At 75.2% G+C, this 21,551-nt stretch carries 18 protein-coding genes; 8 read left to right on the forward strand and 10 right to left on the reverse strand.

What is annotated here, in order from left to right; all coding sequences use genetic code 11:
- Positions 1 to 4: 4 nt before the first annotated feature.
- A complete protein-coding gene (locus tag ACRX5S_RS03730) occupies positions 5 to 457 on the reverse strand; it encodes a flavodoxin family protein (protein ID WP_436771266.1) in 453 nt (150 codons plus the stop codon).
- A gap of 370 nt (positions 458 to 827) precedes the next feature.
- On the opposite strand from ACRX5S_RS03730, the gene ACRX5S_RS03735 reads away from it, so the two are divergent.
- From ACRX5S_RS03735 to ACRX5S_RS03755, 5 genes are all read left to right on the forward strand, one after another.
- On the forward strand, positions 828 to 1,022 hold the full coding sequence (locus ACRX5S_RS03735; RefSeq protein WP_358356814.1) for a hypothetical protein: 195 nt from the start codon (positions 828 to 830) through the stop codon (positions 1,020 to 1,022).
- Positions 1,023 to 1,191: 169 nt separating this feature from the next.
- Complete coding sequence (locus tag ACRX5S_RS03740) at positions 1,192 to 3,018, forward strand: hypothetical protein (protein ID WP_436771267.1); 1,827 nt, start codon at positions 1,192 to 1,194, stop codon at positions 3,016 to 3,018.
- Between the two features lie 496 nt (positions 3,019 to 3,514).
- A complete protein-coding gene (locus ACRX5S_RS03745; RefSeq protein ID WP_436771268.1) occupies positions 3,515 to 6,814 on the forward strand; it encodes a SpoIIE family protein phosphatase in 3,300 nt (1,099 codons plus the stop codon).
- 381 nt (positions 6,815 to 7,195) lie between these two features.
- Entirely contained in the window at positions 7,196 to 7,570 is a 375-nt protein-coding gene (locus tag ACRX5S_RS03750) for an RNA polymerase-binding protein RbpA (protein ID WP_281472244.1), read from the forward strand.
- A gap of 283 nt (positions 7,571 to 7,853) precedes the next feature.
- Positions 7,854 to 8,564, forward strand: a complete 711-nt coding sequence (locus ACRX5S_RS03755; protein ID WP_436771269.1) for a maltokinase N-terminal cap-like domain-containing protein — start codon at positions 7,854 to 7,856, stop codon at positions 8,562 to 8,564.
- 7 nt (positions 8,565 to 8,571) lie between these two features.
- Here ACRX5S_RS03755 and ACRX5S_RS03760 read toward each other — a convergent pair whose 3' ends face one another.
- The 4 genes from ACRX5S_RS03760 to ACRX5S_RS03775 all read right to left on the reverse strand — a co-directional run bounded on the left by ACRX5S_RS03760 (position 8,572) and on the right by ACRX5S_RS03775 (position 12,460).
- Entirely contained in the window at positions 8,572 to 9,159 is a 588-nt protein-coding gene (locus ACRX5S_RS03760) for a dihydrofolate reductase family protein (RefSeq protein WP_436771270.1), read from the reverse strand.
- 292 nt (positions 9,160 to 9,451) lie between these two features.
- A complete protein-coding gene (bioB, locus tag ACRX5S_RS03765) occupies positions 9,452 to 10,531 on the reverse strand; it encodes a biotin synthase BioB (RefSeq protein WP_436771271.1) in 1,080 nt (359 codons plus the stop codon).
- Positions 10,532 to 10,790: 259 nt separating this feature from the next.
- Positions 10,791 to 11,387 carry an FxsA family protein gene (locus tag ACRX5S_RS03770; protein WP_436771272.1) on the reverse strand — a complete coding sequence of 199 codons (597 nt, stop codon included), beginning with the start codon at positions 11,385 to 11,387 and terminating at the stop codon, positions 10,791 to 10,793.
- Between the two features lie 218 nt (positions 11,388 to 11,605).
- Positions 11,606 to 12,460, reverse strand: a complete 855-nt coding sequence (locus tag ACRX5S_RS03775) for a polyprenol monophosphomannose synthase (RefSeq protein ID WP_436771273.1) — start codon at positions 12,458 to 12,460, stop codon at positions 11,606 to 11,608.
- Between the two features lie 1,524 nt (positions 12,461 to 13,984).
- Here ACRX5S_RS03775 and ACRX5S_RS03780 point away from each other — a divergent pair.
- Positions 13,985 to 14,263, forward strand: a complete 279-nt coding sequence (locus ACRX5S_RS03780; RefSeq protein WP_436771274.1) for a hypothetical protein — start codon at positions 13,985 to 13,987, stop codon at positions 14,261 to 14,263.
- An 87-nt stretch (positions 14,264 to 14,350) separates the two neighbouring features.
- On the opposite strand, the gene ACRX5S_RS03785 is transcribed toward ACRX5S_RS03780, so the two are convergent.
- Complete coding sequence (locus ACRX5S_RS03785; RefSeq protein WP_436771275.1) at positions 14,351 to 15,847, reverse strand: PLP-dependent aminotransferase family protein; 1,497 nt, start codon at positions 15,845 to 15,847, stop codon at positions 14,351 to 14,353.
- A 170-nt stretch (positions 15,848 to 16,017) separates the two neighbouring features.
- Here ACRX5S_RS03785 and ACRX5S_RS03790 point away from each other — a divergent pair, with 170 nt between their 5' ends.
- Positions 16,018 to 16,677, forward strand: a complete 660-nt coding sequence (locus ACRX5S_RS03790; protein ID WP_436771705.1) for a YczE/YyaS/YitT family protein — start codon at positions 16,018 to 16,020, stop codon at positions 16,675 to 16,677.
- Between the two features lie 48 nt (positions 16,678 to 16,725).
- On the opposite strand, the gene ACRX5S_RS03795 is transcribed toward ACRX5S_RS03790, so the two are convergent.
- Both ACRX5S_RS03795 and ACRX5S_RS03800 read right to left on the reverse strand, forming a co-directional pair.
- Positions 16,726 to 17,034, reverse strand: a complete 309-nt coding sequence (locus ACRX5S_RS03795; protein WP_436771706.1) for an AzlD domain-containing protein — start codon at positions 17,032 to 17,034, stop codon at positions 16,726 to 16,728.
- A complete protein-coding gene (locus ACRX5S_RS03800; RefSeq protein ID WP_436771276.1) occupies positions 17,034 to 17,918 on the reverse strand; it encodes an AzlC family ABC transporter permease in 885 nt (294 codons plus the stop codon). Before ACRX5S_RS03800 ends, ACRX5S_RS03795 begins: the two co-directional genes overlap by 1 nt.
- 67 nt (positions 17,919 to 17,985) lie before the next feature.
- Here ACRX5S_RS03800 and ACRX5S_RS03805 point away from each other — a divergent pair, with 67 nt between their 5' ends.
- Positions 17,986 to 18,642, forward strand: coding sequence for a helix-turn-helix domain-containing protein (locus ACRX5S_RS03805; RefSeq protein WP_436771277.1), 657 nt, complete (start codon positions 17,986 to 17,988; stop codon positions 18,640 to 18,642).
- A 139-nt stretch (positions 18,643 to 18,781) separates the two neighbouring features.
- Here the strand turns inward: ACRX5S_RS03805 and ACRX5S_RS03810 are convergent, their stop codons facing one another.
- Positions 18,782 to 19,666 carry a DUF6891 domain-containing protein gene (locus tag ACRX5S_RS03810; RefSeq protein ID WP_436771278.1) on the reverse strand — a complete coding sequence of 295 codons (885 nt, stop codon included), beginning with the start codon at positions 19,664 to 19,666 and terminating at the stop codon, positions 18,782 to 18,784.
- A 57-nt stretch (positions 19,667 to 19,723) separates the two neighbouring features.
- The gene (locus ACRX5S_RS03815; RefSeq protein WP_436771279.1) at positions 19,724 to 21,358 is read right to left on the reverse strand and encodes an amidohydrolase; all 1,635 of its coding nucleotides are present in this window, start codon (positions 21,356 to 21,358) and stop codon (positions 19,724 to 19,726) included.
- Between the last annotated feature and the right edge of the window lie 193 nt (positions 21,359 to 21,551).

The following is a 21,551-nucleotide window of genomic DNA, read 5'->3' on the forward strand; positions in this document are numbered from 1 at the left end:
CCCGCTACTCCATGAGTTCGGCGGCCACCACGGCCCCGAGCTCCGTGCAGGCCTCGCGGGCGTCCTTGGTGACGGGGCCGGTGATCTCGACGGGCGGGCGTACGCGGCGCAGGTCCATCGCGGCGGCGGCGGTCTCGACCGAGCGGACGGCTCCGGCGGTGTCGCTGTTGCCGTGCACGTAGAGGCCGTACGGCTTGCGGCGGGCGCCCTCGGCGTCGAGGTAGAGCAGTTGGTCGAACCAGTGCTTGAGGGCGCCGGACATGTAGCCGATGTTGGCGGGGGTGCCGAGGAGGTAGCCGTCGGCTTCGAGGGCTTCGACCGGTGAGCAGACGAGGGCGGGGCGTACCCGGACCTCGACCCCGGTGATGTCGGGGTCGCGGGCCCCGGCGAGGGCGGACTCCAGGAGTTCGGCCAGGGTCGGGGACGGGCTGTGGTGCACCACCAGGAGAACCGTCATCGGACCGCCACCCGCTCTCACGTCCCTCGGTCGCCGTTGTCTTCCCGGTGCCGGGTGTCCGGCGCGGGGCCAACCCTACGGAAGTCGCCCCCGAGTCGTCGCGGTGCGGGCGGGTGTTGGGCCGTACGGGTGGACTCGCCGTGGCTTCCGTGCGGGGGCGGTGGGGCCGGGAATCCCGCCGGTCAGCGGGGAGCGGGTGCGATTTGTGCGTTTTGAACCCATTTGACGGGTTGCATCGGCTTCACCATTTGTAAGGATAAGACCACTTTCTGTGATGTTTGTGACATTCGTGTCCAAGGCGTCGTGCGATCGCCGTCGTCCCCACCCGCACACCATGTGCACACCCCGTGCACCGCCCCCAGGAGTCACCGTGGTCCTGTCCATCTCCGGAGTCCTGTTGCTCGGCGTCATCGCCTTCCTGTTCTTCCGCAAGGACGGGATGAAGATCTCGCACGCCCTCGTCTGCGCGCTCTTCGGCTTCTACCTGGCCAGCACCGCCATCGCCCCGCACATCACGGCCAGCGGCAACAGCCTGGCCAGCCTCCTCGGCGGGCTGAACTTCTAGCCCCCCGCACGGCACGTCCGGAGCCGCCCGCCCACGGCGGCACCCGCGTACCCGGCCCTGGCTCGTCGACGAGCCGGGGCCTTGCGCGTACCCCGGACATCCGGACCCGCACCACCGCGCATCACCCAGCAGCCCCCTGCAACAGACCCCTGCCGCCCCAGGAGCCCCCGTGCCGTCCCCCCTGCCGCCCACCGCGCCCGCCCTGCCCCGCCGTGTCGCCGCCGCCACCCGCAGCGGCCTGCACGCGACCCGGGCCGGACTCAGCAACAGCCGCGCCCACCTCGGCCGCGTGCGCCACCACGCCCGCGACATGTTCTCCCCGCTGCTCCACCTCGGCCGCGGCCTGCGCCGCGAGGCCGCGTGGGCGCGCGCGTGGTGGAAGGAGGCCCCGCCCGACAAGCGCAAGGCCGCCGCCGTCGGGGTCGCCGTCTCCGCGGTCCTGCTCTATTTCCTGCCGTTCGGCCCGCTCCTCGCCCTCGGCGCCCTCATGGCCGGCGCCGCGTGGATGGGACGCGACCGCACGCCGCCGCCCCCGCCCGGGCCGCCGCCCGGCGACGGCCGCCTCCAGGCCGTCTACAACGGGCTCGTCCCGCACCTGGCCGACGACCACGACCCGGCCGGGCTGTTCAGGCCGGGCGGGGAGTACGCCAAGGCGTTCGAGCACCACGAGTTCGACGGCGACCGCCTCACCCGCCTCGAACTGCGCTACTCCCCCTACTTCACCGACGACGACCCCGACGCCCGAGCCCGCATCGAACGCGTCATCGAGGCCAAGGCCGGACGCGCCCGCGAGTACCTGTACGACTGGGACACCGAGAACAACCGGCTCACCGTCGCCGCCCTCCCGCCGCTCCCCGGCCCCGTCCCCGCGCAGCACTACGTCACCGCGCCGTGCGAGATCGTCCTCGGGTTCACGGACGCCAGCTCCACCAACCGCCTCATCCCGGTGTCCATGACCCCGCTGTCCCCGGCGCCCGCGCCCCCCGGTGCGGGAACGCCCGGCGTGTCGGTCGCCAAGACCCCGGACGCCCCCTCGGGCGCCGCGCCCGGCGGCACCGTCCCGCCGCCCGCCGCGAACGTCCAGCAGCTCCCGCCCGTCATCTGGCGCACCGGGACCCGCACCAACGCGCCGCACCTGCTCGCCGTCGCCGGACCCGCCTCGGGCAAGACCACCCTGCTGCGCACCATCGCCCTCCAGGCGCTGCGCGACGGCGACCTGATCGCCATCGACGCGACCGGGTCCGGCGACTTCGCCTACCTCGCGGGACGGGCCGGCGTGCTGCGCGTCGACTCCACCGCCGAGCAGGTCCGCGAGACCCTGACGTGGCTGCACGCCGAGACCGCGCGCCGGGCCGCGGCCATCTCGGACGCCAAGGCGGCCGGCGCCCCCGTACCCGACGACGCGCGCCGGCCGCTGCTGGTGCTGCTCGACGAGCCCGCGGAACTGGCCGACGCCGCCGGGGCGTCCGCGTCCGACGTCTACGAACTCCTCGACCTGCCGCTGCGCCTGGGCCGTACCACGCACATCAGCGTCGTGACCACGGCGCGGCCGACGCAGCTTGCCCGGCTGCACCCGGGGCTGCTCGGCGAGACGCACACCCGCATCGCGCTCGGCCCGCTGGACGCCGACACGCTGGTCGCGGCGCTCGGCGCGGCGCCGGGCATCGCGGGCGGCGACGCGATGCCGCCGGGACGCGGGTACGCGCGGATCGGCGCGGGGCCGGTGATCCGGCTCCAGACCCCCTACACGCCGGACCCGCTGGAGGACGACACCCCCGAGCCGGACCGGCGGCGGATCCTGGACCTGCTGCCGGACCTGGTCCTGCGCACGGGCCTCGGGACCGGCGGCCTCGGGACCGGCGGCGGCGTGCTCCGGAGCGGCGGTGCCGGGAGCGGGGCCGCCGCGGTCGGCGGGCTGCCGGAGGGCACCGTGCCGGTGACGAACGGCAGGTCGGACACGGGTGGTTCGGCGCCGTCGCTGGTCAAGTCGCACTGAGGCAGGGACCCGATGCGGCTGCCTTGCCCGACGCGTGCGGCGGCGCCGCGCGGGGGCGGGACGGGACGGCCCCGGTCGGGTGGAGCGGGTGGGACGTCCAGGCGCGGACGGACCCGGCGTCGGGCACCGGGTGATCGCATCCGGGCGGAAACCGGTCCGACACCGGCAGCTCCCCTTCCGGAAACGACCGCCGGATGTAGTCCGTTCGAGTGAATAACCGCGAAGTGTGCTGGTCGCGGCCGTGGCCCCGGGAGGATGTTCCTCGCGGGGCCACGGCACGTCCGGGCCCGGCGCGGCACGGGTGGGTCCAGAGCGACACGGCATGGGTGGTGTGCGGGCGGTGCGGGTGCGGAGGCCGGCGTCGTAATGCGTCCGTATCAGACCGTTCTCGCCCAAGCGGGATTCAATACGCCAAACCGCGCGCACCGGACCGGCCCCGCGCCATGATGGACCACCGACGCACCGCCCCGGACCGCAGCCGAGGACGTGGACTCCCGTGTTCGACCTCGCGAACCTCACCGCCAGCGACCTCGTGGTCTGCGGCTCCGACCTGCGGCAGGCCACGGCCGCCGCGACGACGCCGGAGGAGGCCGCCCGCGCCCTGGCCCGCCTCCTCCGGGGGGCGTTCGCGGACCCGGGGGCCGGCACGCCGCAGATCGGCCTCGTGCGCGTGTACGCCACTGCCCGCCCCAAAGGCGGGGATCCCGGCGACCGCGTCCTCGAACTCCTTTCCGGCGACGGCGAGTTCACGCCCGGGCACCCCGGCGCCCCCGACCTGATCCCCCTTGCCGGGCCCGGCGCGCCCGCACCGCTGCATCCCGCACTCGACGCGGTGCTGCGCGATCTGGGGATCTGCGGAGACGCGACCCCGCGCGGCGGCGTCCCGGCACTGCGCGCGCCGGGGGCTGCGGAGGACGTGGCGGACGGGCGTGCGGGCGGGCTCGGGGACGGACCGGGAGACGTACCGCCCGGGGGTCCGCAGGCGGGGTCGAGGCCGCCCGGTCCTCCGGGGCTGCCCGCGGGCCTCGCGCTCTCGGAGCCGGGGACGCCGGCTACCGCGTCGGACACCGCCACGTCGGTCGTGGCGGTCCCGGCAGCCGTCGGCTCGGCCGCTGCGCCGAGTATCGACTCGGCTGTCGCCCCGATGGTCGTTCCGGCGGACGGCACCGCCGACGGCGTGAGTCTTGCGGCGGGCGTCGGCGCACGCGCGGGAACCCGTCAGGGTTCGGACTCTCCGGGGTCGCGCGCCGGGAGCTCGGTGCACAACGCGGGCGCGCCCGCGACGGTGACGGTGGTTGCGGCCATCCCCCCGCTGCCCATCCCCGCGCCGCCGGGCGCCGCGCTGTCGTTCGGCGTCACCGCTCCGGGAGCCGTGGCCGGGACCACCGCCGGCACGACCGCCGGGACCGCCTTCGAGGCGGCCCCCGAGACCGTCGGCGAGACCATCGGCCAGGCGATCGGCGACACGGTCACCGAGACCGTCCCCGCAACCCTGCCGGAGACCGTGCCGCTGACGCCGGCGCGCCACGCCCCGGACGTGGGCGTCCGTCCCGACACCGGGGCGCGCGGCGATCCTTCCCCGGAGGACTCAGAGCCCTCGGAGGACCCGCCGGACCACGGCCCCGAACTCGCCTCCTCGCCGCCCCCGGCCCCGAACCTGGTCCCGCTCCCGCCGCCACCCCCGCCCCTGCTGCCCCCACCGCTCCCGGCGCTCGCGCATGCACCCGTCCACGCTCCCGCGAACGCGCACCTCCCGCCGCCGCACACCGCCTCGTCCGCCGACCCCGCGCAGGACGCCGACGCGGTGCGCCACGCCATCGCGCACATCCCCGACCAGATGGCCGCCCTGCACGGCACGCGGACGGTGCTCGGGTACGCGGGCACGCTGCCGGACGGCGAGTTGTTCGCCGTACTCCTCTACAGCGGCCACCACATCCCGGCCGCCGCCGCCGAGGCGCTGCGCGGACTGACCGCCGCGACCCGCCTGGCGCTGCTGCCCGCCCCGCAGACGCCGGTGCCGACGCCGCGCACCGGGCAGATGGCCGCCGCGCGCCTGGACGCGCTGGAGCAGTTGCTCGCGGCCACCGAGGACACGACGGTGGAGCAGGCCCGCACGGTCGAGACGTATCGGGGGCGGGTGCGGACGCAGGCCGAGCAGCTGCGGATCAACCAGCGCCGCCTGGAGCAGGAGGCGCACATCGTGGAGACGCTGTACGGCGTCGGGCAGCAGCTCACCCGGGAGCTGGACCTGGACAAGCTCGTGCAGACCGCGACCGACGCGGCCACGAAGGTGATCGCGGCGGAGCACGGGATCCTGCTGTACCGGGACTGCGACCGCGACGACGGGCTGGACGACATCCGGCACGCGGCGGCGGCGCGCGGGGACTCGGCGCATCCGCTGCTGCCGGATCCCGGGGTCCGGCTGACGCCCGCGCACCTGGCCGAGGACGTCGTCCGGTCGGGGGACGTCGCGGAGCATCCGGGGCGGTGGCACGCGGCGCCGGTGGCGGTGGACCCGGAGGCGCTGCCGGTGCGCAGCTACCTGGGTGTGCCGGTGGTGAGCCGGGAGGGGAAGGGGCTGGGGGCGTTCGCGTTCTCGCACTCGAAGCCGGACATCTTCACCGAGCGGGACGAGCAGTTGGCGCTGGGCATCGCGTCGCAGGCCGCGGCGGCGATCGAGAACGCGCGGTTGTACCGGAGTGTGCGGGACACGGCGGTGCGGTTGCAGCGTTCGCTGCTGCCGCCGGAGCTGCCGGACATCGAGGCGCTGGAGATCGCGTGCCGCTACCTGCCGGGCGCGCGGGGCTCGCAGGTGGGCGGGGACTGGTTCGACGTGATCCCGCTGTCCGCGGGGCGGGTGGCGCTGGTGATCGGCGACGTGATGGGCCGGGGGCTGGCCGCGGCGGCGGTGATGGGGCAGTTGCGGACGGCGGTGCGGGCGTACGCGGTGATGGACCTGCCGCCCGCGCAGGTGATGCGGCACCTGAACCGGCTGATGGCCGGGATGGGGGCGGAGGACCAGATCACGACGTGCGTGTACGCGGTGTACGACCCGTGGCACGACTCGGTGCGGTGGTCGAACGCGGGCCATCTGCCGCCGGCGCTGATCGGCGCGGACGGCGGGGTGCGGCTGCTGGACGACGACCTGGGTGTTCCGCTGGGCGTGGAGGGGACGGCGTTCGAGGACGCGGACGTGGTGTTCCGCCCGTGCGACCGGCTGCTGCTGTATACGGACGGGCTGGTGGAGCGGCACGACGTGTCGCTGACGGAGCGGTTGCAGTTGTTCACGGCCGAGGTGGGCGGGGCGGCGCGCAATCCGGACGGTGTGCAGGACACGTGCGACCGGCTGATGGGCGGGATGCTGACCGGCCGGGAGCACGACGATGTGGCTCTGCTGCTGGTGCGGGCGCGGGAGGGGCGCGAGCGGGCGGCGGCGCTGGAGTTGCCGCCGACGGCGAAGGCGGCGCGGGAGGCGCGGGGGTTCGTGCGGTCGGTGCTGGCGCAGTGGCGGCTGCCGGGGCTCGGGGAGGCGGCGTGCTCGGTGGTGACGGAGCTGGTGGCGAACGCGGTGGAGCACGCGCGTACGCCGATGGAGCTGCGGTTGGGGCACCGTCCGGGGCGGCTGGTGGTGCAGGTGGCGGACCACGACGGGCGGTTGCCGCGGCGCCTGTCGGCGGCGGAGGGGGACGAGCGGCACCGGGGGCTGATGATCGTGGCGGCGCTGGCGGCGGACTGGGGGGTGCGTCCGACGGACACGGGGAAAGTGGTGTGGGCGGAGTTGGTCGAGCCGGGGTGAGGGGGTGGGGGCGTTGTCTGTGGCGGGTGCCGGACGTCTCGCCCAAGAGTGTCGCATTTTGATCGTTGTTCGACGGGTTCTGTATGTTATGGGGGCTCGCGGGCCGCACCCGCCTGTCCGGGCCTCGGGTCGCACCGCTGGTCGGGCCGCCGTCCGGTGCTCGGCGGCCGGGCCGTCCGGTCGGGCGTTGACCCGGATGCCTCGGTGGAACATCCGAGATGTGATGAAAAGCCCGAATGCGGGTAGTTACCCGGGCGACGCGGACCCCGGCACCGCGGTGCCCGGCACCACCGGGAATCTTCGGGGCCCTCCGCACGTTGATCGATCGAACAGGCAGCCACGGCTGTCGCAGTGGACTTCAAGCCCAGGAGGCACGATTTCATGAGTGAGCGAGCTCTCCGCGGCACGCGCCTCGGCGCCACCAGCTACGAGACCGACCGTGGAATCGACCTGGCCCCGCGTCGGACCGTCGAGTACGCGTGTCCCCGCGGCCACCGGTTCGAGATGCCGTTCTCCGTCGAGGCGGAGATCCCCCCGGTCTGGGAGTGCCGCAGCTGCGGCATGGTCGCCCAGCTCGTGGACGGCGCCCCGCCGGAGGAGAAGAAGAACAAGCCCGCGCGTACGCACTGGGACATGCTGATGGAGCGCCGCACCCGCGAGGAGCTGGAAGAGGTCCTCGCCGAGCGCCTCGCCGTCCTCCGCTCCGGAGGCATCGACCTGCACCACGACCCGCGGGACAACCGCAAGACGGCCTGACGGCCGACGACCCACCGCCGACGACGGCCGCCGCCCACCACCGGGCAGGCGGCCGCCCTTACGAACGACAGCCGACCGCCGACAACCTGAACACCCTTTGGGCCCGCCCCGAACCACGAGGTTCGCGGCGGGCCCACCGGCGTTTTGGCCCAAACCGCCTGGCAGCACAGGCCGTTCTCCCTCCGGGCCCGGCGCGCGCCGCTGCCGCCTCGCCGCCGGATGAGAAGCTGGCGGGACCCGCGCACACCGAGCGCGCGTGCGCCGAACGGAGGATCCCGCCCGCATGGCCGTCATCCACCACACCACCCTCACCCCCACCAAGCTCGAACTGCTCACCGCGTGGCTCCCCGACCGCCCCTGGTACGCCGGAGGCCTCGGCACCCCGGACCTGACCCGGGCCGGCGGCTTCCGGCTGGACGATCCGCGGGGTGAGGTCGGCATCGAATTCCTCGTCGTCACCGACACGTCCCACACCTCCGCAGCCGCCGGGACCATCGGCGCCGGGACGGCCTCCCCAGCCGCCTACCTCATCCCGCTCACCTACCGCGGCGCGCCCCTCGACGGGGCCGAACACGCGCTCGTCGGCACCATGGAGCACGGCGTGCTGGGCCCGCGCTGGGCGTACGACGGCTGCCACGACCCGGTGCTGGTCGGCCAGTTGGCGGCGCTGATCGCGGGCCGCGTCCAGGCGCAGGACCAGAGTGCGAGCGACACCCCCGACCCGGAGGTCACCCGCACGTACGCCGCCGGCGGCGACCTCGCCGCGGCGTTCGCGTCCGGGTCCGTCGCGGCCGACGGCCCGGACGGCACCGAGCTGCGCAGCCCGCACGGCCCGGTCATCCACCTCCACCGGGCCCTCCGCGCCGTACCCGACGGCGCCCCCGCGCCCCCGGACGGCGCGACCGGCCACGTCGCGGGGCACTGGCGCCCGGACCCGCAAGGCCCGCGCGTCCGAGGGCTGTTCGCCGTCCTCCACGGCGGCGCCGGGGCGTAGCGGGGCCCTATTCCGCCGCGGGGTCGGCGGGGCGGCGGGCGTAGACGTGGAACGCCACGCCGTCCCGGTACGTCCGGCTGTGCGTCAGCGTGAGGCCGTGCACCGCGAACGGCCCGTTCAGCAGCGGGGTCCCGGAGCCGACGAGGACCGGGTAGATCTTCAGGTGGAACTCGTCGATCTCGTCGCGGAGCGCCGCCGCGAGGCTGCCCCCGCCGCACAGCCACAGGTCCCTGCCGGGGCCGCCGGGCCCGGCCTTGAGCGCCCGTACGTGCGCGGCGGGGTCGTCGGCGACGATCTCCACACCGGGGTCGGCGGCCTGCGACAGGCTGCGCGAGTACACGATCTGCCGCAGGTGCCGGTACGGCGACGGGACGCCCCCGGCCAGGTAGGTGCCCTTCCCCATGAGCACGGTGTCGAACAACCGCGGCGTCGTGTCCAGCCCGGCCGCCTCCGCGACGTGCGACGGTACCGTCTCGGGATACTCCGCGGCCAGCGCCGCGTGGTCGCCGTCGTGCGGGAGGAAGGACGCGTCGCCGTCCGGTCCGCCGATGTAGCCGTCAAGGCTCTGAGCGACGTAGTACACGAGTCTGCGCATCGCCTCACCCTAGGACGTCCCGGGCACAGACCCGCGCAACGCACTCACCCCGCCCGCGTCACGCGCCCCCAACGAGACCGCCACGGGCGCGAGCGTCGGGCGCGGCGCGCAGCACCGCGTCCAGGCGCCGCGCCGCAGTACGACCGTCCGCGATCAACGCTGCGGCGACGCCCGACCGGGCAGGCCGCGCCCCAGATCCGCGTCAACCGCACCCAGGTCACGGAACCGTTCCCGGAACCGTTCCCGGAACCGTTCCCGGAACCGCCGGACCCGCGGGGGACTTGGCTTTGCGTCAGGTGTTGGTGGGGAGGGTGGTACCCGTGCCGCGCTTGCGGGTCGCCACGAGATCGTGGTGGGCCGCCGGAAGGGTCCGCTCGGCGGTGCCTTCTACGGTGAAGCCCGCGTCGGTGATCATGGCCAAGTCGTGCGAGCCGGGCTGGCCTTCGCTGGTGAGGTAGTCGCCGAGGAACATCGAGTTCGCGATGTGCAGCGCCAGCGGCTGAAGGGTGCGGAGGTGGATCTCGCGTCCTCCGGCGAGGCGGACCTCGACGTCGGGGAAGACGAAGCGGAAGAGCGCGAGGATGCGCAGGCAGCGATGTGGGGTGAGGTCCCAGCGGGTGCCCAGTGGGGTGCCTTCGAAGGGGATCAGGAAGTTGACGGGCACCGAGTCGGGGTCCAAAGCCCGCAGGGCGAACGCGATGTCGATCACGTCGTCGTCGGTCTCGCCCATGCCGAAGATCGCCCCCGAGCACGGGGACAGGCCCGCCGTCGTGGCCGCGTCGACCGTCTCGACGCGGTCGTCGAAGGTGTGCGTGGAGCAGATCTCGCGGTAGTTCTCCGCGCTGGTGTTGAGGTTGTGGTTGTACGCGTCGGCCCCTGCCTCGCGCAGTTGTTCGGCCTGGCCGGGCTGAAGGAGGCCGAGGCAGACGCACACCTCGACGTCCGGTGCCGCGGCCTTGATGGCGCCGATCGTGGTACCGACGCGAGCGATGTCGCGCTCGCCGGGCCCGCGCCCGCTGGCGACCAGGCAGACGCGCTTGGCGCCGGCCGCGACGGCCTTGCCCGCCGCGGCCGCGGCCTCGTCGGCGCTGATCCACGAGTACTTGAGGATGTCGGTCGACGACCCAAGGCGCTGCGAGCAGTACGTGCAGTCCTCGGGGCACAGCCCGCTCTTCATGTTGACCAGGTGGTTCAGCTTCACCCGGACGCCGAAGTACCGGCGGCGGACGCGCGACGCGGCGGCCACGACGTCCAGGATGTCGGTGTCCTCGACGTCCAGGAGGGCGAGGAGTTCGTCGCGGTCCGGGGTCTCCCGCCGCAGGGCCTTGTCCGCCAAACGGTCGAGCAGGACGTGCAGATCAGGTCGGGTCATGCCGACCATCCTTCGGATCGCGCAGCATTGCCATCAATGATCGATCCGACAGGAACGCCCGCGAAACGTTGTGCACGGACACGAGATGGCGTTCCACACCGCGGTGTGGAGGGATCTTCGGCGGGGGTGTGCGCGGGCTTGCGTGCCGGGCGCACAACTACGGGTCCGCGTGTTGCCTGCGCACGTGAACCGCCGTTCGGCCTCTGAGTCGCGCGGAGCCGGGAGCCGGTCGGCTTTTGGTGGGGGACGTCTGTGTGCCCTAGCCGGGGAGGCGGCCGGGGTCTTGGTTGTCCTTGTGGGGGTCGTTGGGGTGCCAGACGGTGGCGCCGTTTTGGTCCACGACGCTGCCTTCGACCACTTCGCCCGGGACGACGCGGCCGTCGGGGGCGTGCATGCGCATCTGGTCCTGCATGTGGCGGGCCTGGCCTACTGCGGTGCCGAACTTGGTGCGGCGGACGAGTTGGCTGCCGACCGCGCCGCCGATCGCGCGGCGGAGCAGGGGGCGGGTGAAGGGCAGGAGGCACAGGAGGCCGAGGGCGTCGGACAGGAAGCCCGGGATGATCAGCAGGATGCCGCCGAGGACGACCAGGCCCGCGTCGGCCGCGGCCTTGTTGGTCTCGGCGGTGGGGACGGCGGAGACGGTCGCGTTCGGGCCGGCGTTCGCGGCGGCGGCGTTGGCGAGGCGGTTGAGGGCGCGGCGGCCCTCGTAGCGGATGGCGAGGGAGCCCAGGACGACGCCGGCGAGGAGCAGCAGGATCGTGTTGCCCACGCCGATGGCGCTGCCGACGCGGCTGATCAGGAAGATTTCGAGGATCGGCAGGGCGACCAGGGGCAGCAGGATCGCGGCGCGGCGCATGGTGTCGGGGGCTCCCTTCCGGTCCCGGGGCCGGTGACGGCGGGCCGTGCGTACGGTCCGGGTGGGCCGTCCCGGCCGGGTGCCGGGAGCGGTCGTGCGGTGTGCGTGGTTCGAGGTGCGTGGCGGGCGCGGGTGGTGGTGAGCGCCCGGGGTGGGGGCGGTGCCGGGTGCGCGGTTGGCGGCCGCGCGGTGGATCGCCCCTCCCCCTGGTAGACGCGTCAGCGGGCCGGTGTGTTCCCGGGGTCGTCCTCGCCTGCGGTTTTCCGGGACGCTCCGCCGCGCGGGAGCCGGGACGCGGCGGCGCCGCGGAGTTGGCCGAGGCGGTGTCCGGTGCCCCAGGCGGTGACGCGCCACAGGGCCTCGGCGACGATGGCGCGGCTCATCTTGCTGTCGCCGCGCTCGCGTTCCACGAAGGTGATCGGCACCTCGACGACGCGGTAGCCGCGCCGCGCGGCCCGCCAGGCCAGGTCGACCTGGAAGCAGTAGCCCTGCGAGGCGACGGAGTCCATGTCGATGCCGACGAGGGTGTCCCGGCGGAACGCGCGGAACCCGCCGGTGATGTCCCGCAGGTCGAGGCCGAGCATGAGCCGCGAGTACGTGCTGCCGCCGCGCGACAGCAGTTTGCGGGACGCCGGCCAGTTCACGATCGCGCCGCCGGGCACCCAGCGGGAGCCGAGGACGAGGTCGGCGTCGCGTACCGCCTCCAGCAGGCGCGGCAGTTGCTCGGGCTGATGGGAGCCGTCGGCGTCCATCTCGACCAGGACGTCGTAGCCGCGGTCGATCCCCCAGTGGAACCCGGCCAGGTAGGCGGCGCCGAGGCCTTCCTTGCCCTTGCGGTGCAGCACCTGGACGTGCGGGTCGTGGGCGGCGAGACCGTCGGCGACGTCGCCGGTGCCGTCGGGGCTGTTGTCGTCGGCGATCAGGACGTCGGCGCCGGGCGCGGCGGCGCGGAGCCTGCCGACGATTCCGGCGATGTTGTCCGACTCGTTGTAGGTCGGGATGATCACGAGCACTTTGCCGAGGTCGCCGAAGTCGCCGGGGGTGTCCTGCTTCTGCTCGTCGGGGGCGCTCACATGCTCTCCTCGCGCGACCGCGTGCCGCGGGGCCGCCGGCGGTCGGGGCCAGGGGCGCGGCGGTGTGCGGCGGTCACGTTCCGTTGTGGTCGGGTACGGCTGCGTACGCTACAACGTCCGCGCGGGTCCCGGGGTTTCGCGGGCCTGGGCCGGGGGCGCAGGAGGCGGCGTGGGAGTGCGGCGGTTGCGGGGGTCGGCGGCTGCCCGGGCGGCGGGCGCGGCGGGTGCCGGCAGGCGTACCCGGGCGGCGTGTTCCGCGTTCGGGGTGTGCCGGTCGCGGGACGGGGACCGTGCGGGCGCGCGCGTTCGGCAGGTGGGACCGGTCGCCCTTCGGGCCGGCTCCGGACCGGCTGGCTGCGGGTCGCGGGGCCGTTGTCTACTGGGCGGCCGGGTCCCACCCGGGTCGCACCGGCCGTCGGGTCGGCGCTCGTGGACGGCAAGGCAGGCGCACGGGTGCTGCCCTGACGGCCGCGAGCCGCACGGTGGCGGCTTCCCGGGGCTGCCGCGCGTGCGATGCCGGGTCTGGCGGTGGGTGGCCTGGCGGCCACCGGGGCCCGGTCGCGTGCGCGGTGCCCGGGAAGGATTTCCCGGTCGGTCGTCCTGCGGTGGACGTGATCGAACGTAGCGGGCGGGGCAGGCGCGGTGTCAACAGTGCCTTGACCTGGGGTGATGTGGTGTCTGTGCTGGTCAGGGCGGGGCCGGGTGCGGCAAGTGTCCGGGCGGGTGGCGGCGGATCGCCCATCGGTCGGCGTAATGTCCACCCTTTCGTGTGTCCGCGACCGGACGGCGGAACCGGCAGCGCAGGGGGCGGATTTGCGGGACGTTGCCGAGAAGGCGGCGGGCAGGTCCACCGGAGCGGCGATGCGAGCCGGGCGGCGGGCCGGCGGGCCGATGTGCCCTCGCCGAGGTGGACGGCGTCGCGGATCAACGGGCAGCCGGCGGCCAGTTCGCGCGCGGTGGGCCGCTTGGCCGGGTCGTGCGCGATGGCGTGGGAGGGTTTGGCGGCCGCCCAGGCGTTTCGTCGCCCCGGCACGCCGGTGGGATGCGTCGTGGTCGGGCGGCGCAGGGGCGCGGATCCGCCGCGCCCCAGGCACCGGGGGCGAACCGGCCCCGGGACGACGGGGCTCCATCGCCCGCGGCGGGGTGAAGAGCGTCCGGTCCGCGACCGTGTCGGTGGCGTCGTCTGCGGGCGAGACGGAACCCGCCGATCACGTCCCCGGGATGCGCGCGGCCCCTCCCGGTCCTGGTGCCGCGCTGCCGAACCGGCTTACCCGGAGGACGGGTTGGGGCGGGAGCGGTTCCGTGCGGGGGTGATCGGACCGCGGCCACGGCTGGTTGGCCCGCGAACGGGCCGGGCGCGCACGCGCGTTCGCACGCCCGCCGCATTTCGCCGGTCCTGTTCGCCGGTCCTGTTCGCCCGTCTTGTTCGCCCGTCTTGTTCGCCCGTCTTGTTCGCCCGTCTTGTTCGCCGGGTCGGCGCGCCGGGGCCGGCCGCCTCCCGGGCGCCTCGCGACGCGGCGCGGCTTGAACGCGGAGCGGCTCGGACAGCCGTGGACCGTGCGCCGGCCCGGGCCGCTCCGCCCGCACGCGACTCGGCCCGTCCCCGGCACGCGGCCGGGGCAGGCGCTGCCCGCACGGCTCTCCATCGCCGACGACCGGATCCTGTTCGCCGAGCTCGGCGCCGCGGGCAGCGCCGCCCGGCTGCACGACGGATCGTTCGGCACTTGTCACGCCGCGCGCGAAGCCGCTTCCGGGAGCTGCGTCGTCTTCGCGGCCCGGCTTCCGGCGCGCACGGGAACGTGACCGCCGTCTTCTCCGCTACGCCGCACAATGTCCGCCCCACATGGTCCGCCGCCCTCGCCGCGTGCCGTCGCGGGGGCGAGGAGGGCTCTACGCCACGCACCCAGCGAACGACGCCGTCAGCCCCGCGTCCGGGCGGGCGCGGCCGGTTTCCGCGGCGGCGAGGGTGAGGCGGCGTACGGCTTCGGCGAGGGTGGGTTCGTCGAGGGTGTAGGGCAGGCGTACGTGCCGCTCGAACGCGCCCGTGGTGCTGAACAGGGTGCCGGGGGCCAGGCGCAGGCCGTGCCGGGCGGCGGCCTCGGCGAGGACGGTGGTGGAGAGGGTGTCGGTGTGCGCCCAGAGGGAGAGGCCGCCGGGTGGGGTGGCGAACGTCCAGTCGGGGAGGTGGGTGCGCAGCATGGCGGCGAGGCTGTCGCGGGCGGTGCGGAGGCCGGGGAGGCGTTCGGCGAGGATGGCGTCCTCGTGGTCGGCGATGAGGTGGTGCAGGACGAGCTGGTCGAGGACGGGTGCGGCGACGTCGAGTCCGGCGCGGGTGGTGGCGAGGCGGCGTACGAGGTCGGGGGTGCCGCGGATCCAGCCGATGCGCAGGCCGCCCCAGAAGGACTTGGAGGCGGAGCCGAGGGTGACGACGGTGCCGCTGCGGTCGTGGGCGGCGACGGGTGCGGGGCGTCCGTCGGGCGGGGTGTCGAGGGCGAGGTCGGCGCAGGTCTCATCGGCGACGAGGGTGGTGCCGGTGGCGCGGGCGAGGTCGATGAGGCGGCGGCGGGTGGCGGTGTCGGCGAGGTGGCCGGTGGGGTTCTGGTAGTCGGGGATGACGTACGCGAGGCGCGGGTTGGCGGCGCGGAGGGCGTCGTGCCAGGCGGGGAGGTCCCAGCCGTCGTCGGCCATGGGCACGGGGACGGGGCGGCCGCCTTCGGCGCGGACGGACTCCAGGGCGTTGGCGTAGGTGGGTGACTCGACGGCGACGCGGTCCCCGGCGTGCAGGAGGGTGCGCAGCAGGAGGACCCAGGCGGACAGTGCGCCGTTGGTGACGATGATCTGGTCGGGGGTGGTGGGCGCGCCGCGGCGGGTGTAGCGGTCGGCGAGGGTCTCGCGGAGGATGGGGAGTCCGGCGGGGTGGTAGCCGTGGGCGGTGGTGTAGGCGGGGAGGGCGTCGGTGGCGTCGGCGACGGCGCGGTGCAGGGCTCGGCCGGGGCCGGGGAGGGCGGCGACGCCGAGGTCGATGGTGCCGGTGACGGAGCTGGGCACGAGGGCGCGGGTGGGCGGGTCGGGCCGGTGGGTGGGCAGCGCGGTCCAGGAGCCGGAGCCGCGGCGGGAGACGAGGTAGCCGTCGGTGCGCAGGATGTCGTACGCGGCGGCGACGGTGGTGCGGGAGACGTTGAGGCGGTCGGCGAGGCCGCGTTCGGCGGGGAGGCGCGCGGTGAGGGGGACGCGGCCGTCGAGGACGAGGGCGCGGATGCGGTCGGCGAGGGCCTTGTAGGCGGGGGTGTGCGGGCCGCCGGCGCCGGGCGGGCCGGCGGGGTGCTGCCAGGGGTGCAGGAGCTCGGCCAGGCGGGCGCTGCTGACGGTGAGGTGCTGGGCGGTCATCAGTCCACTCCTGGGGAATTGGCCATGGATCAGAGGTCCAGTTGCGGCCATTCTCGCACCAGTGGCTCTTTTTCGGGAGCCTGTTGTGCGGGAGGGCGGGACGGGTGGACTGGTACTGGGGTCGGCGGCTGGTGCAGTTGTACGCCGGTCTGGCGCTGTACGGCTTCAGCATGGCGCTCATGCTGCGCGCCGGTCTGGGCCTGGACCCGTGGGACGTGTTCCACCAGGGGCTCCAGGAGCGGACGCCGCTGAGCTTCGGCATGGTCACGGCGGTGGTCGGGGCGGCGGTGCTCCTTTTGTGGTGTCCGCTGCAGCAGCCCCCGGGCCTGGGCACGGTGTCGAACGTGGTGGTGATCGGGTTCTCGGTCGCCGCGTCGCTGCGGGTGCCTCCGGGGGCCGAGGGCCTGGCGTGGCAGGTCGTGTTCATGCTCGCGTCGGTGGTGCTGAACGCGGTCGCGGGCGGCGCGTACATCGGCGCACGCCTGGGCCCGGGGCCGCGCGACGGACTGATGACCGGCCTGGTGCACCGCACGGGCCGGTCGGTGCGGCTGGTGCGGACCTGCATCGAGGTCACGGTGCTGGCGGTCGGCCTGGTCCTGGGCGGTTCGGTGGGCGTCGGGACGGTCGTGTACGCCCTGGGCATCGGGCCGCTGGTGCAGATCTTCCTGCCGCTGTTCACGGTTCCGGAGCGGGACGCCGCGAGGCCGGTCGACGACGGCGGCCCCGGGGGCTCTGCCGGTTCTGCCGGTTCTTCCGGTTCCTCGGGGCCCGTCGAGGGGGCCTCGCCCGCCGCCCGGCGGGGCGAACCCGAGGCGGCCGCGCCGGCCTGAGGCGCGCGGGGCGCGCGGTGAGTGGTGAGCGGTGCGGGTGAGCGGCGTCTACTGGACCCCGGCGAGGCGGAGCAGCGCGGTGGTGGCCGCGGCGGCGATGACGACCACGGGGAACGGCGCCTTGCGGACCGCCAGCAGCGCGGCGACGGCGACCCCGGCCGGGCGGGCCCAGCCCGCGAAGCCGTGGCCCTGGGTGAACGCCGCGGCGGCGACCAGCGCGGTGAGCAGCACGGTCGCGGCGACGGCGAGGAGGCGCTGCACCTCGTCCGGGATATGCACGCGGTCGTGCAGGAGGGGCCCGGCGAGCCGGAACGCGAACGTCCCGGCGGCGAGCACGGCGATGGCGGCGAGGGGCATCACGGGCGGGTCTCCCCGGGGGGGTTGGGGTGGGCGGGGTGTGCTGGGGACGTGGCCGGCGCGGCGGATTCCGGGCGCGCCCCGGGCGCGGTAGGAGTGGTCGGCCCGGTGGGGGCGGTCGGCCAGGTCGGATCGGTCGGATCGGTGGGGTCGCGGTCGGGACTGTCCGGTTTACCGGGCCGGGCGTTGCGGTGTGGTCGGCGGGCGAGACGGCGGGGGCGGCGTACCGCGACCGCGAGGCCGGTGAGGGCGAGCAGGACGGGGACGCCCGCGGGGAGGAACGGGGTGGCGGCGACCGCGGCGGCGGCGCCGAGGAGTGCGGCGTTGCGGGTGGTGGGCTCGGCGGCGAGGGTGGGCCGGACGAGGGCGAGCAGGACCGCGGGGAAGGCGGCGTCCAGGCCGAGGGCGTCGGTGTCGCCGATCGTGCTGCCCGCGGCGGCGCCGACCACGACGGCGAGGTTCCAGGCGGCGAACAGGGCGATGCCGCAGGCCCAGAACGCGGCCCGGCGGAGGGCGGGGTCGCGGTGGCGCAGCACGAAGGCGACGCCTTCGTCGGTGGTGAGGTGGGCCCCGAGGGCGCGGGTCCGGGCGCGGCGGCCGAGGGTGTCGGCGACGGTGAAGCCGAACGGGAGCAGCCGTGCGTTGAGGACGAGCCCGGTGGCCACGGCGGCGGTCGCGCCGCCACCGGACAGCACGACGCCGATGGCGGCGAACTGGGCGCCGCCCGCGAACACCACGACGGACATCAGGACGGGCACCCACCAGTCGAGCCCGCCGGACACGGCGATCGCGCCGAAGGAGGCCCCCACGAGCGCGTCGGCGAGGCAGACCAGGGCGATGTCGCGGGCGGTGCCGCGATCGAGTGTTCGCCATATCGAACGCATGTCCCGTAGGATGAACACACGCGCTGCTGTTCGTCAAGGCGAACGAAAATACTTCTGGAGCGAACGCATGGGGAATCCCCCGGGGCGGGACGCCGCCGCCGCGCACGACAAGCGCCCGACCGACGCGGCCGCCGGCAGGGCCGCCGCGGGACGCCGGGACGCCGGGGCCGCACCCGGCGTGGACGTCGTCGCGCAGATCGCCGCGTCCGTACGCCGCGAACGCGAGCGCTCGGGCCTGTCCCTCACCGAACTCGCCCGCCGCGCCGGCATCGCCAAGTCCACGCTCTCCCAACTGGAGTCCGGCTCCGGCAACCCGAGCGTCGAGATCCTGTGGTCGCTCGGCGTCGCCCTCGGCGTACCGTTCAGCCGCCTCGTCGACCCGCCCAAGGCGCAGGTGCGCGTCGTCCGCGCGGGCGAGGGGCAGGTCACCTATTCCGAACGCGCGGACTACGCCGCCACGCTGCTCGCCTCCTGCCCGCCCAACGCCCGCCGCGACATCTTCCGCATCACCGCGGAGCCCGGCGCACCGCGGACCTCCCAGCCGCACAACCCCGGCAGCGTCGAACACGTCGTCGTCGGCGCCGGACGCGCCCTCGTCGGCCCCGCGGACGACCCCGTCGAACTCGGCCCCGGCGACTACGTCACCTACCCCGGCGACGCCCCGCACATCTTCCACGCCCTCGAACCGGGAACCAGCGCGGTCATCGTCATGGAACACGTCTGACGACGGCGCAGTCCGGATACGGGACGGCGCACGGGCGGCGGGCGCCACCCTGCGCGGGCCGGGGTCGGTGCGCAGTCGGCGCCGCGCGTCAACCGCCTCCGCCGAACCGGGCGGCGGCCCGCGGTTTGTGAACGGCTGTTCAGTTTGCGGGCGGCCTCGTCCACCGCCTGCGGCGCCAGTTGAACGGCGGGACGAACAACCGTTGTTCGACCGTCCCGTCCCACTCCACCGGCACACCGTGGCGGGCCAGGACGTCGACGGCGGTCCGCGCCACCGCCAGGCTGCGCACGGCCATGTCCGCCGCGTCCTCGCCGTCCTCGGCGAACGCCCCGAACCCGAGGTACAGCCCCTCGCCCCGCACCGCACGGGCCAGATCCTGGCCGTGGTAGAACACCGCCCCGCGCACCCCGCCCCACCGGGACCCGCCCTCGTCGCCGAAGTCGCCTTTTCCGTCTTCCGCGCCGCCGTCGCGCTCGGCTGCCGCGTCACCGTCGCCCCAGGACGCCTCCTCCTCCGCGTCCCGGATCTCGTCGGCCAGCACCCCGGCCTCCTCCTCGGCGTCCGACCAGCAGTCCGAGATCGTCAGCCCCGCGTTCTGGAGCGCGACGATGCGCTCCGCGCGCAGCTCGGCGAACGCCCGGTCGATCAGGTCGTTGGCCGTCGCCCCCTCCAACGACTCCTCCGCCGCCCGCTCCCGGCGCAGCAACTCCCGCGCATAGGGGACGAGTTCGGCCACCAGCCGGGCCAGCGCGGCGTCGTCGACGTCCAGGGCCGACATCACCAGGTCGTCCAACTCCGCCAGAATCAGGTCGTCCTCGCGGAACCCGCCGCGCACCTGGACCGTCAGCGCGTCCAGCAGGTACGCCCGGTCGGCCGGATCGAGCGCCGCCCCCGGCAGCGGTATCCACCCGTCCGGGCCCTCCAGCCCCCCGGCGCCCGGCCCCGAACCGTCCCGCGGCGAACCGCCGTGCACCGTGTGCACCGCGTGCGCCGCACCCTCAACCGTCGTCTCGTCATCAGGCATGCCGCGACCCTACGCAGCCCCGCCGACCGCCACGCCCGAACGCCAAGACGCCGTCGGTCAGTCCGCCTCGTACACCGTCGCCCCGCGCACCACCGTGCGCACGCACACCGGCAGCGGCTCGCCCGGCGTCAGGTCCGGCAGACCGGGCGTACCCGAGCTGGGATCGGTCGACCACGCCGACAGCCGCGAGTCCGGCGCCTGCACCGTCAACTCCCCCGTGCGCCACACCGCGTACGTCGCCGGCGCCCCCGGCACCAGGACCCCTTCGTCGTCGCGGCCCAGCGCCCGGTGCCCGCCGCGCGTGTGCGCGTTGAACGCCGCCCGCACCGAGATCCGCTCCCCCGGCGTCCGATGGAACGCCGCCGCGCGCACCGTCCCCCACGGATCCAGCGGCGTCACCGGCGCGTCCGACCCGAACGCCAGCGGCACACCCGCGCGGTTCAGCGTCGCGAACGGGTTCATCCGCGCCGCCCGCTCCGCCCCCAGCCGCCGCACGTACATCCCCTCCGTGCCGCCCCACGCCGCATCGAACCCCGGCTGCACCGACGCCACGACACCCAGCTCGGCGAACGCCGCCACCGCGTCCGCGCCGACCAGCTCCGCGTGCTCGACACGGTGCCGCAACGCCCGTACGGCGCCCGCCCCGTGCCGCTGCGCCGCGGCCCGCACACCGGCCACCACGGCGTCCACCGCCGCGTCGCCGATCGCGTGGAACCCGGCCTGCACCCCCGCCTCCGTGCACGCCGCCACGTGCGCCGCGATCTGCTCCGCGTCCAGGTAGGCCAACCCGGCCACGCCGGGCCGGTCGGCGTACGCGGCGTGCAGGCACGCGGTGTGCGACCCGATCGACCCGTCCGCGAACAGGTCGCCGCCGAGTCCGTGCGCCCCGTGCCGCGCCAGCACCTCGCGGGCCTCCGCGGCCGTGGCGACCGCCTCGCCCCAGTACGCCGCCACCTCCGGACCGGCCTCCTCCACCGCCAGCTTGCGCAGCAGCGCCAGGTCGTCCGCCCCCGCGATCTCCGGCCCGGCGCACTCCACCAGCGTCCCGATGCCGAGCGCCGCCGCCCTTGCGCGTGCGGCCCGCTGCGCCTCGGTCCGCCGGGCCGGGGTCAGCGCCGCGTGCGCGGCCGCCCGCACCGCGTGGTGCGCGGCGCCGGTCAGCGGCCCGACCGGGTCGTACCCGTCCATCCCCGCCAGGCCGGGCACCTGCGCGCGCAGCGCCGACGACGCCAGCGCCGAGTGCACGTCGATGCGCGAGAGGTACGCCCGCCGCCCGCCGACCGCCCGGTCCAGCACCGCCGTCTCCGGGATCCCGCCGCGGAACGACGGGTCGTCCCAGCCCTGGCCCAGCAGCACGTCCCCCGCGCCGAGCGCCGCGGCGTGGGCGGCGATCCGGTCCAGCCCGTCGGACCCGCCCGCGTCGCCTCCGCCACCCGCGGTGCCCGCGCTGCCGCGCAGGTCGAGCCCGGTCAGCGCGAGGCCCGTCGCCGTCGCGTGCACGTGCGAGTCGACGAACGCCGGGGTCACCAGCGCCCCGTCGAGGTCGACGACCTGGTCGGCGGACGAGACGTGCGCCTCGGCGGCGCCCTCCGCGCCTATCCACGCCACGGTGCCGTCCTCGACGACGAGGGCGGTGGCGAAGGGGTCGGCAGGGCTGTAGACGTTGCCGTTGCGCAGCAGGATCACGGTCATGCGCCCAGTCTGCCGGGTCGCCGGAGCGGGGCGTCCCGGTGGTCACCCGTGCGTGGGACCGCCCGTGGGGAGGATCGGAACGGATTCTGGCGGTAGCAGGTCGGGCGTCGGCGGGTTGAGTTCGCTGGGGAACATCGGTGCAGCGGTTGGTACGGGTTTCTGATCCGGGTTCGGTGTCCGGTGGTGGAACGGC

Source organism: Yinghuangia sp. YIM S09857 (genome assembly GCF_051388915.1).
GTDB lineage: Bacteria > Actinomycetota > Actinomycetes > Streptomycetales > Streptomycetaceae > Yinghuangia.

Excerpts from the sequence above, each read along its gene's own strand:
- ACRX5S_RS03730 (WP_436771266.1), bottom strand. The coding sequence starts at position 457 with ATGACGGTTCTCCTGGTGGTGCACCACAGCCCGTCCCCGACCCTGGCC.
- ACRX5S_RS03750 (WP_281472244.1), top strand. The coding sequence starts at position 7,196 with ATGAGTGAGCGAGCTCTCCGCGGCACGCGCCTCGGCGCCACCAGCTAC.
- ACRX5S_RS03755 (WP_436771269.1), top strand. The coding sequence starts at position 7,854 with ATGGCCGTCATCCACCACACCACCCTCACCCCCACCAAGCTCGAACTG.
- ACRX5S_RS03760 (WP_436771270.1), bottom strand. The coding sequence starts at position 9,159 with ATGCGCAGACTCGTGTACTACGTCGCTCAGAGCCTTGACGGCTACATC.
- bioB (WP_436771271.1), bottom strand. The coding sequence starts at position 10,531 with ATGACCCGACCTGATCTGCACGTCCTGCTCGACCGTTTGGCGGACAAG.
- ACRX5S_RS03770 (WP_436771272.1), bottom strand. The coding sequence starts at position 11,387 with ATGCGCCGCGCCGCGATCCTGCTGCCCCTGGTCGCCCTGCCGATCCTC.
- ACRX5S_RS03785 (WP_436771275.1), bottom strand. The coding sequence starts at position 15,847 with ATGACCGCCCAGCACCTCACCGTCAGCAGCGCCCGCCTGGCCGAGCTC.
- ACRX5S_RS03790 (WP_436771705.1), top strand. The coding sequence starts at position 16,018 with ATGGCGCTCATGCTGCGCGCCGGTCTGGGCCTGGACCCGTGGGACGTG.
- ACRX5S_RS03795 (WP_436771706.1), bottom strand. The coding sequence starts at position 17,034 with ATGCCCCTCGCCGCCATCGCCGTGCTCGCCGCCGGGACGTTCGCGTTC.
- ACRX5S_RS03800 (WP_436771276.1), bottom strand. The coding sequence starts at position 17,918 with ATGCGTTCGATATGGCGAACACTCGATCGCGGCACCGCCCGCGACATC.
- ACRX5S_RS03805 (WP_436771277.1), top strand. The coding sequence starts at position 17,986 with ATGGGGAATCCCCCGGGGCGGGACGCCGCCGCCGCGCACGACAAGCGC.
- ACRX5S_RS03810 (WP_436771278.1), bottom strand. The coding sequence starts at position 19,666 with ATGCCTGATGACGAGACGACGGTTGAGGGTGCGGCGCACGCGGTGCAC.
- ACRX5S_RS03815 (WP_436771279.1), bottom strand. The coding sequence starts at position 21,358 with ATGACCGTGATCCTGCTGCGCAACGGCAACGTCTACAGCCCTGCCGAC.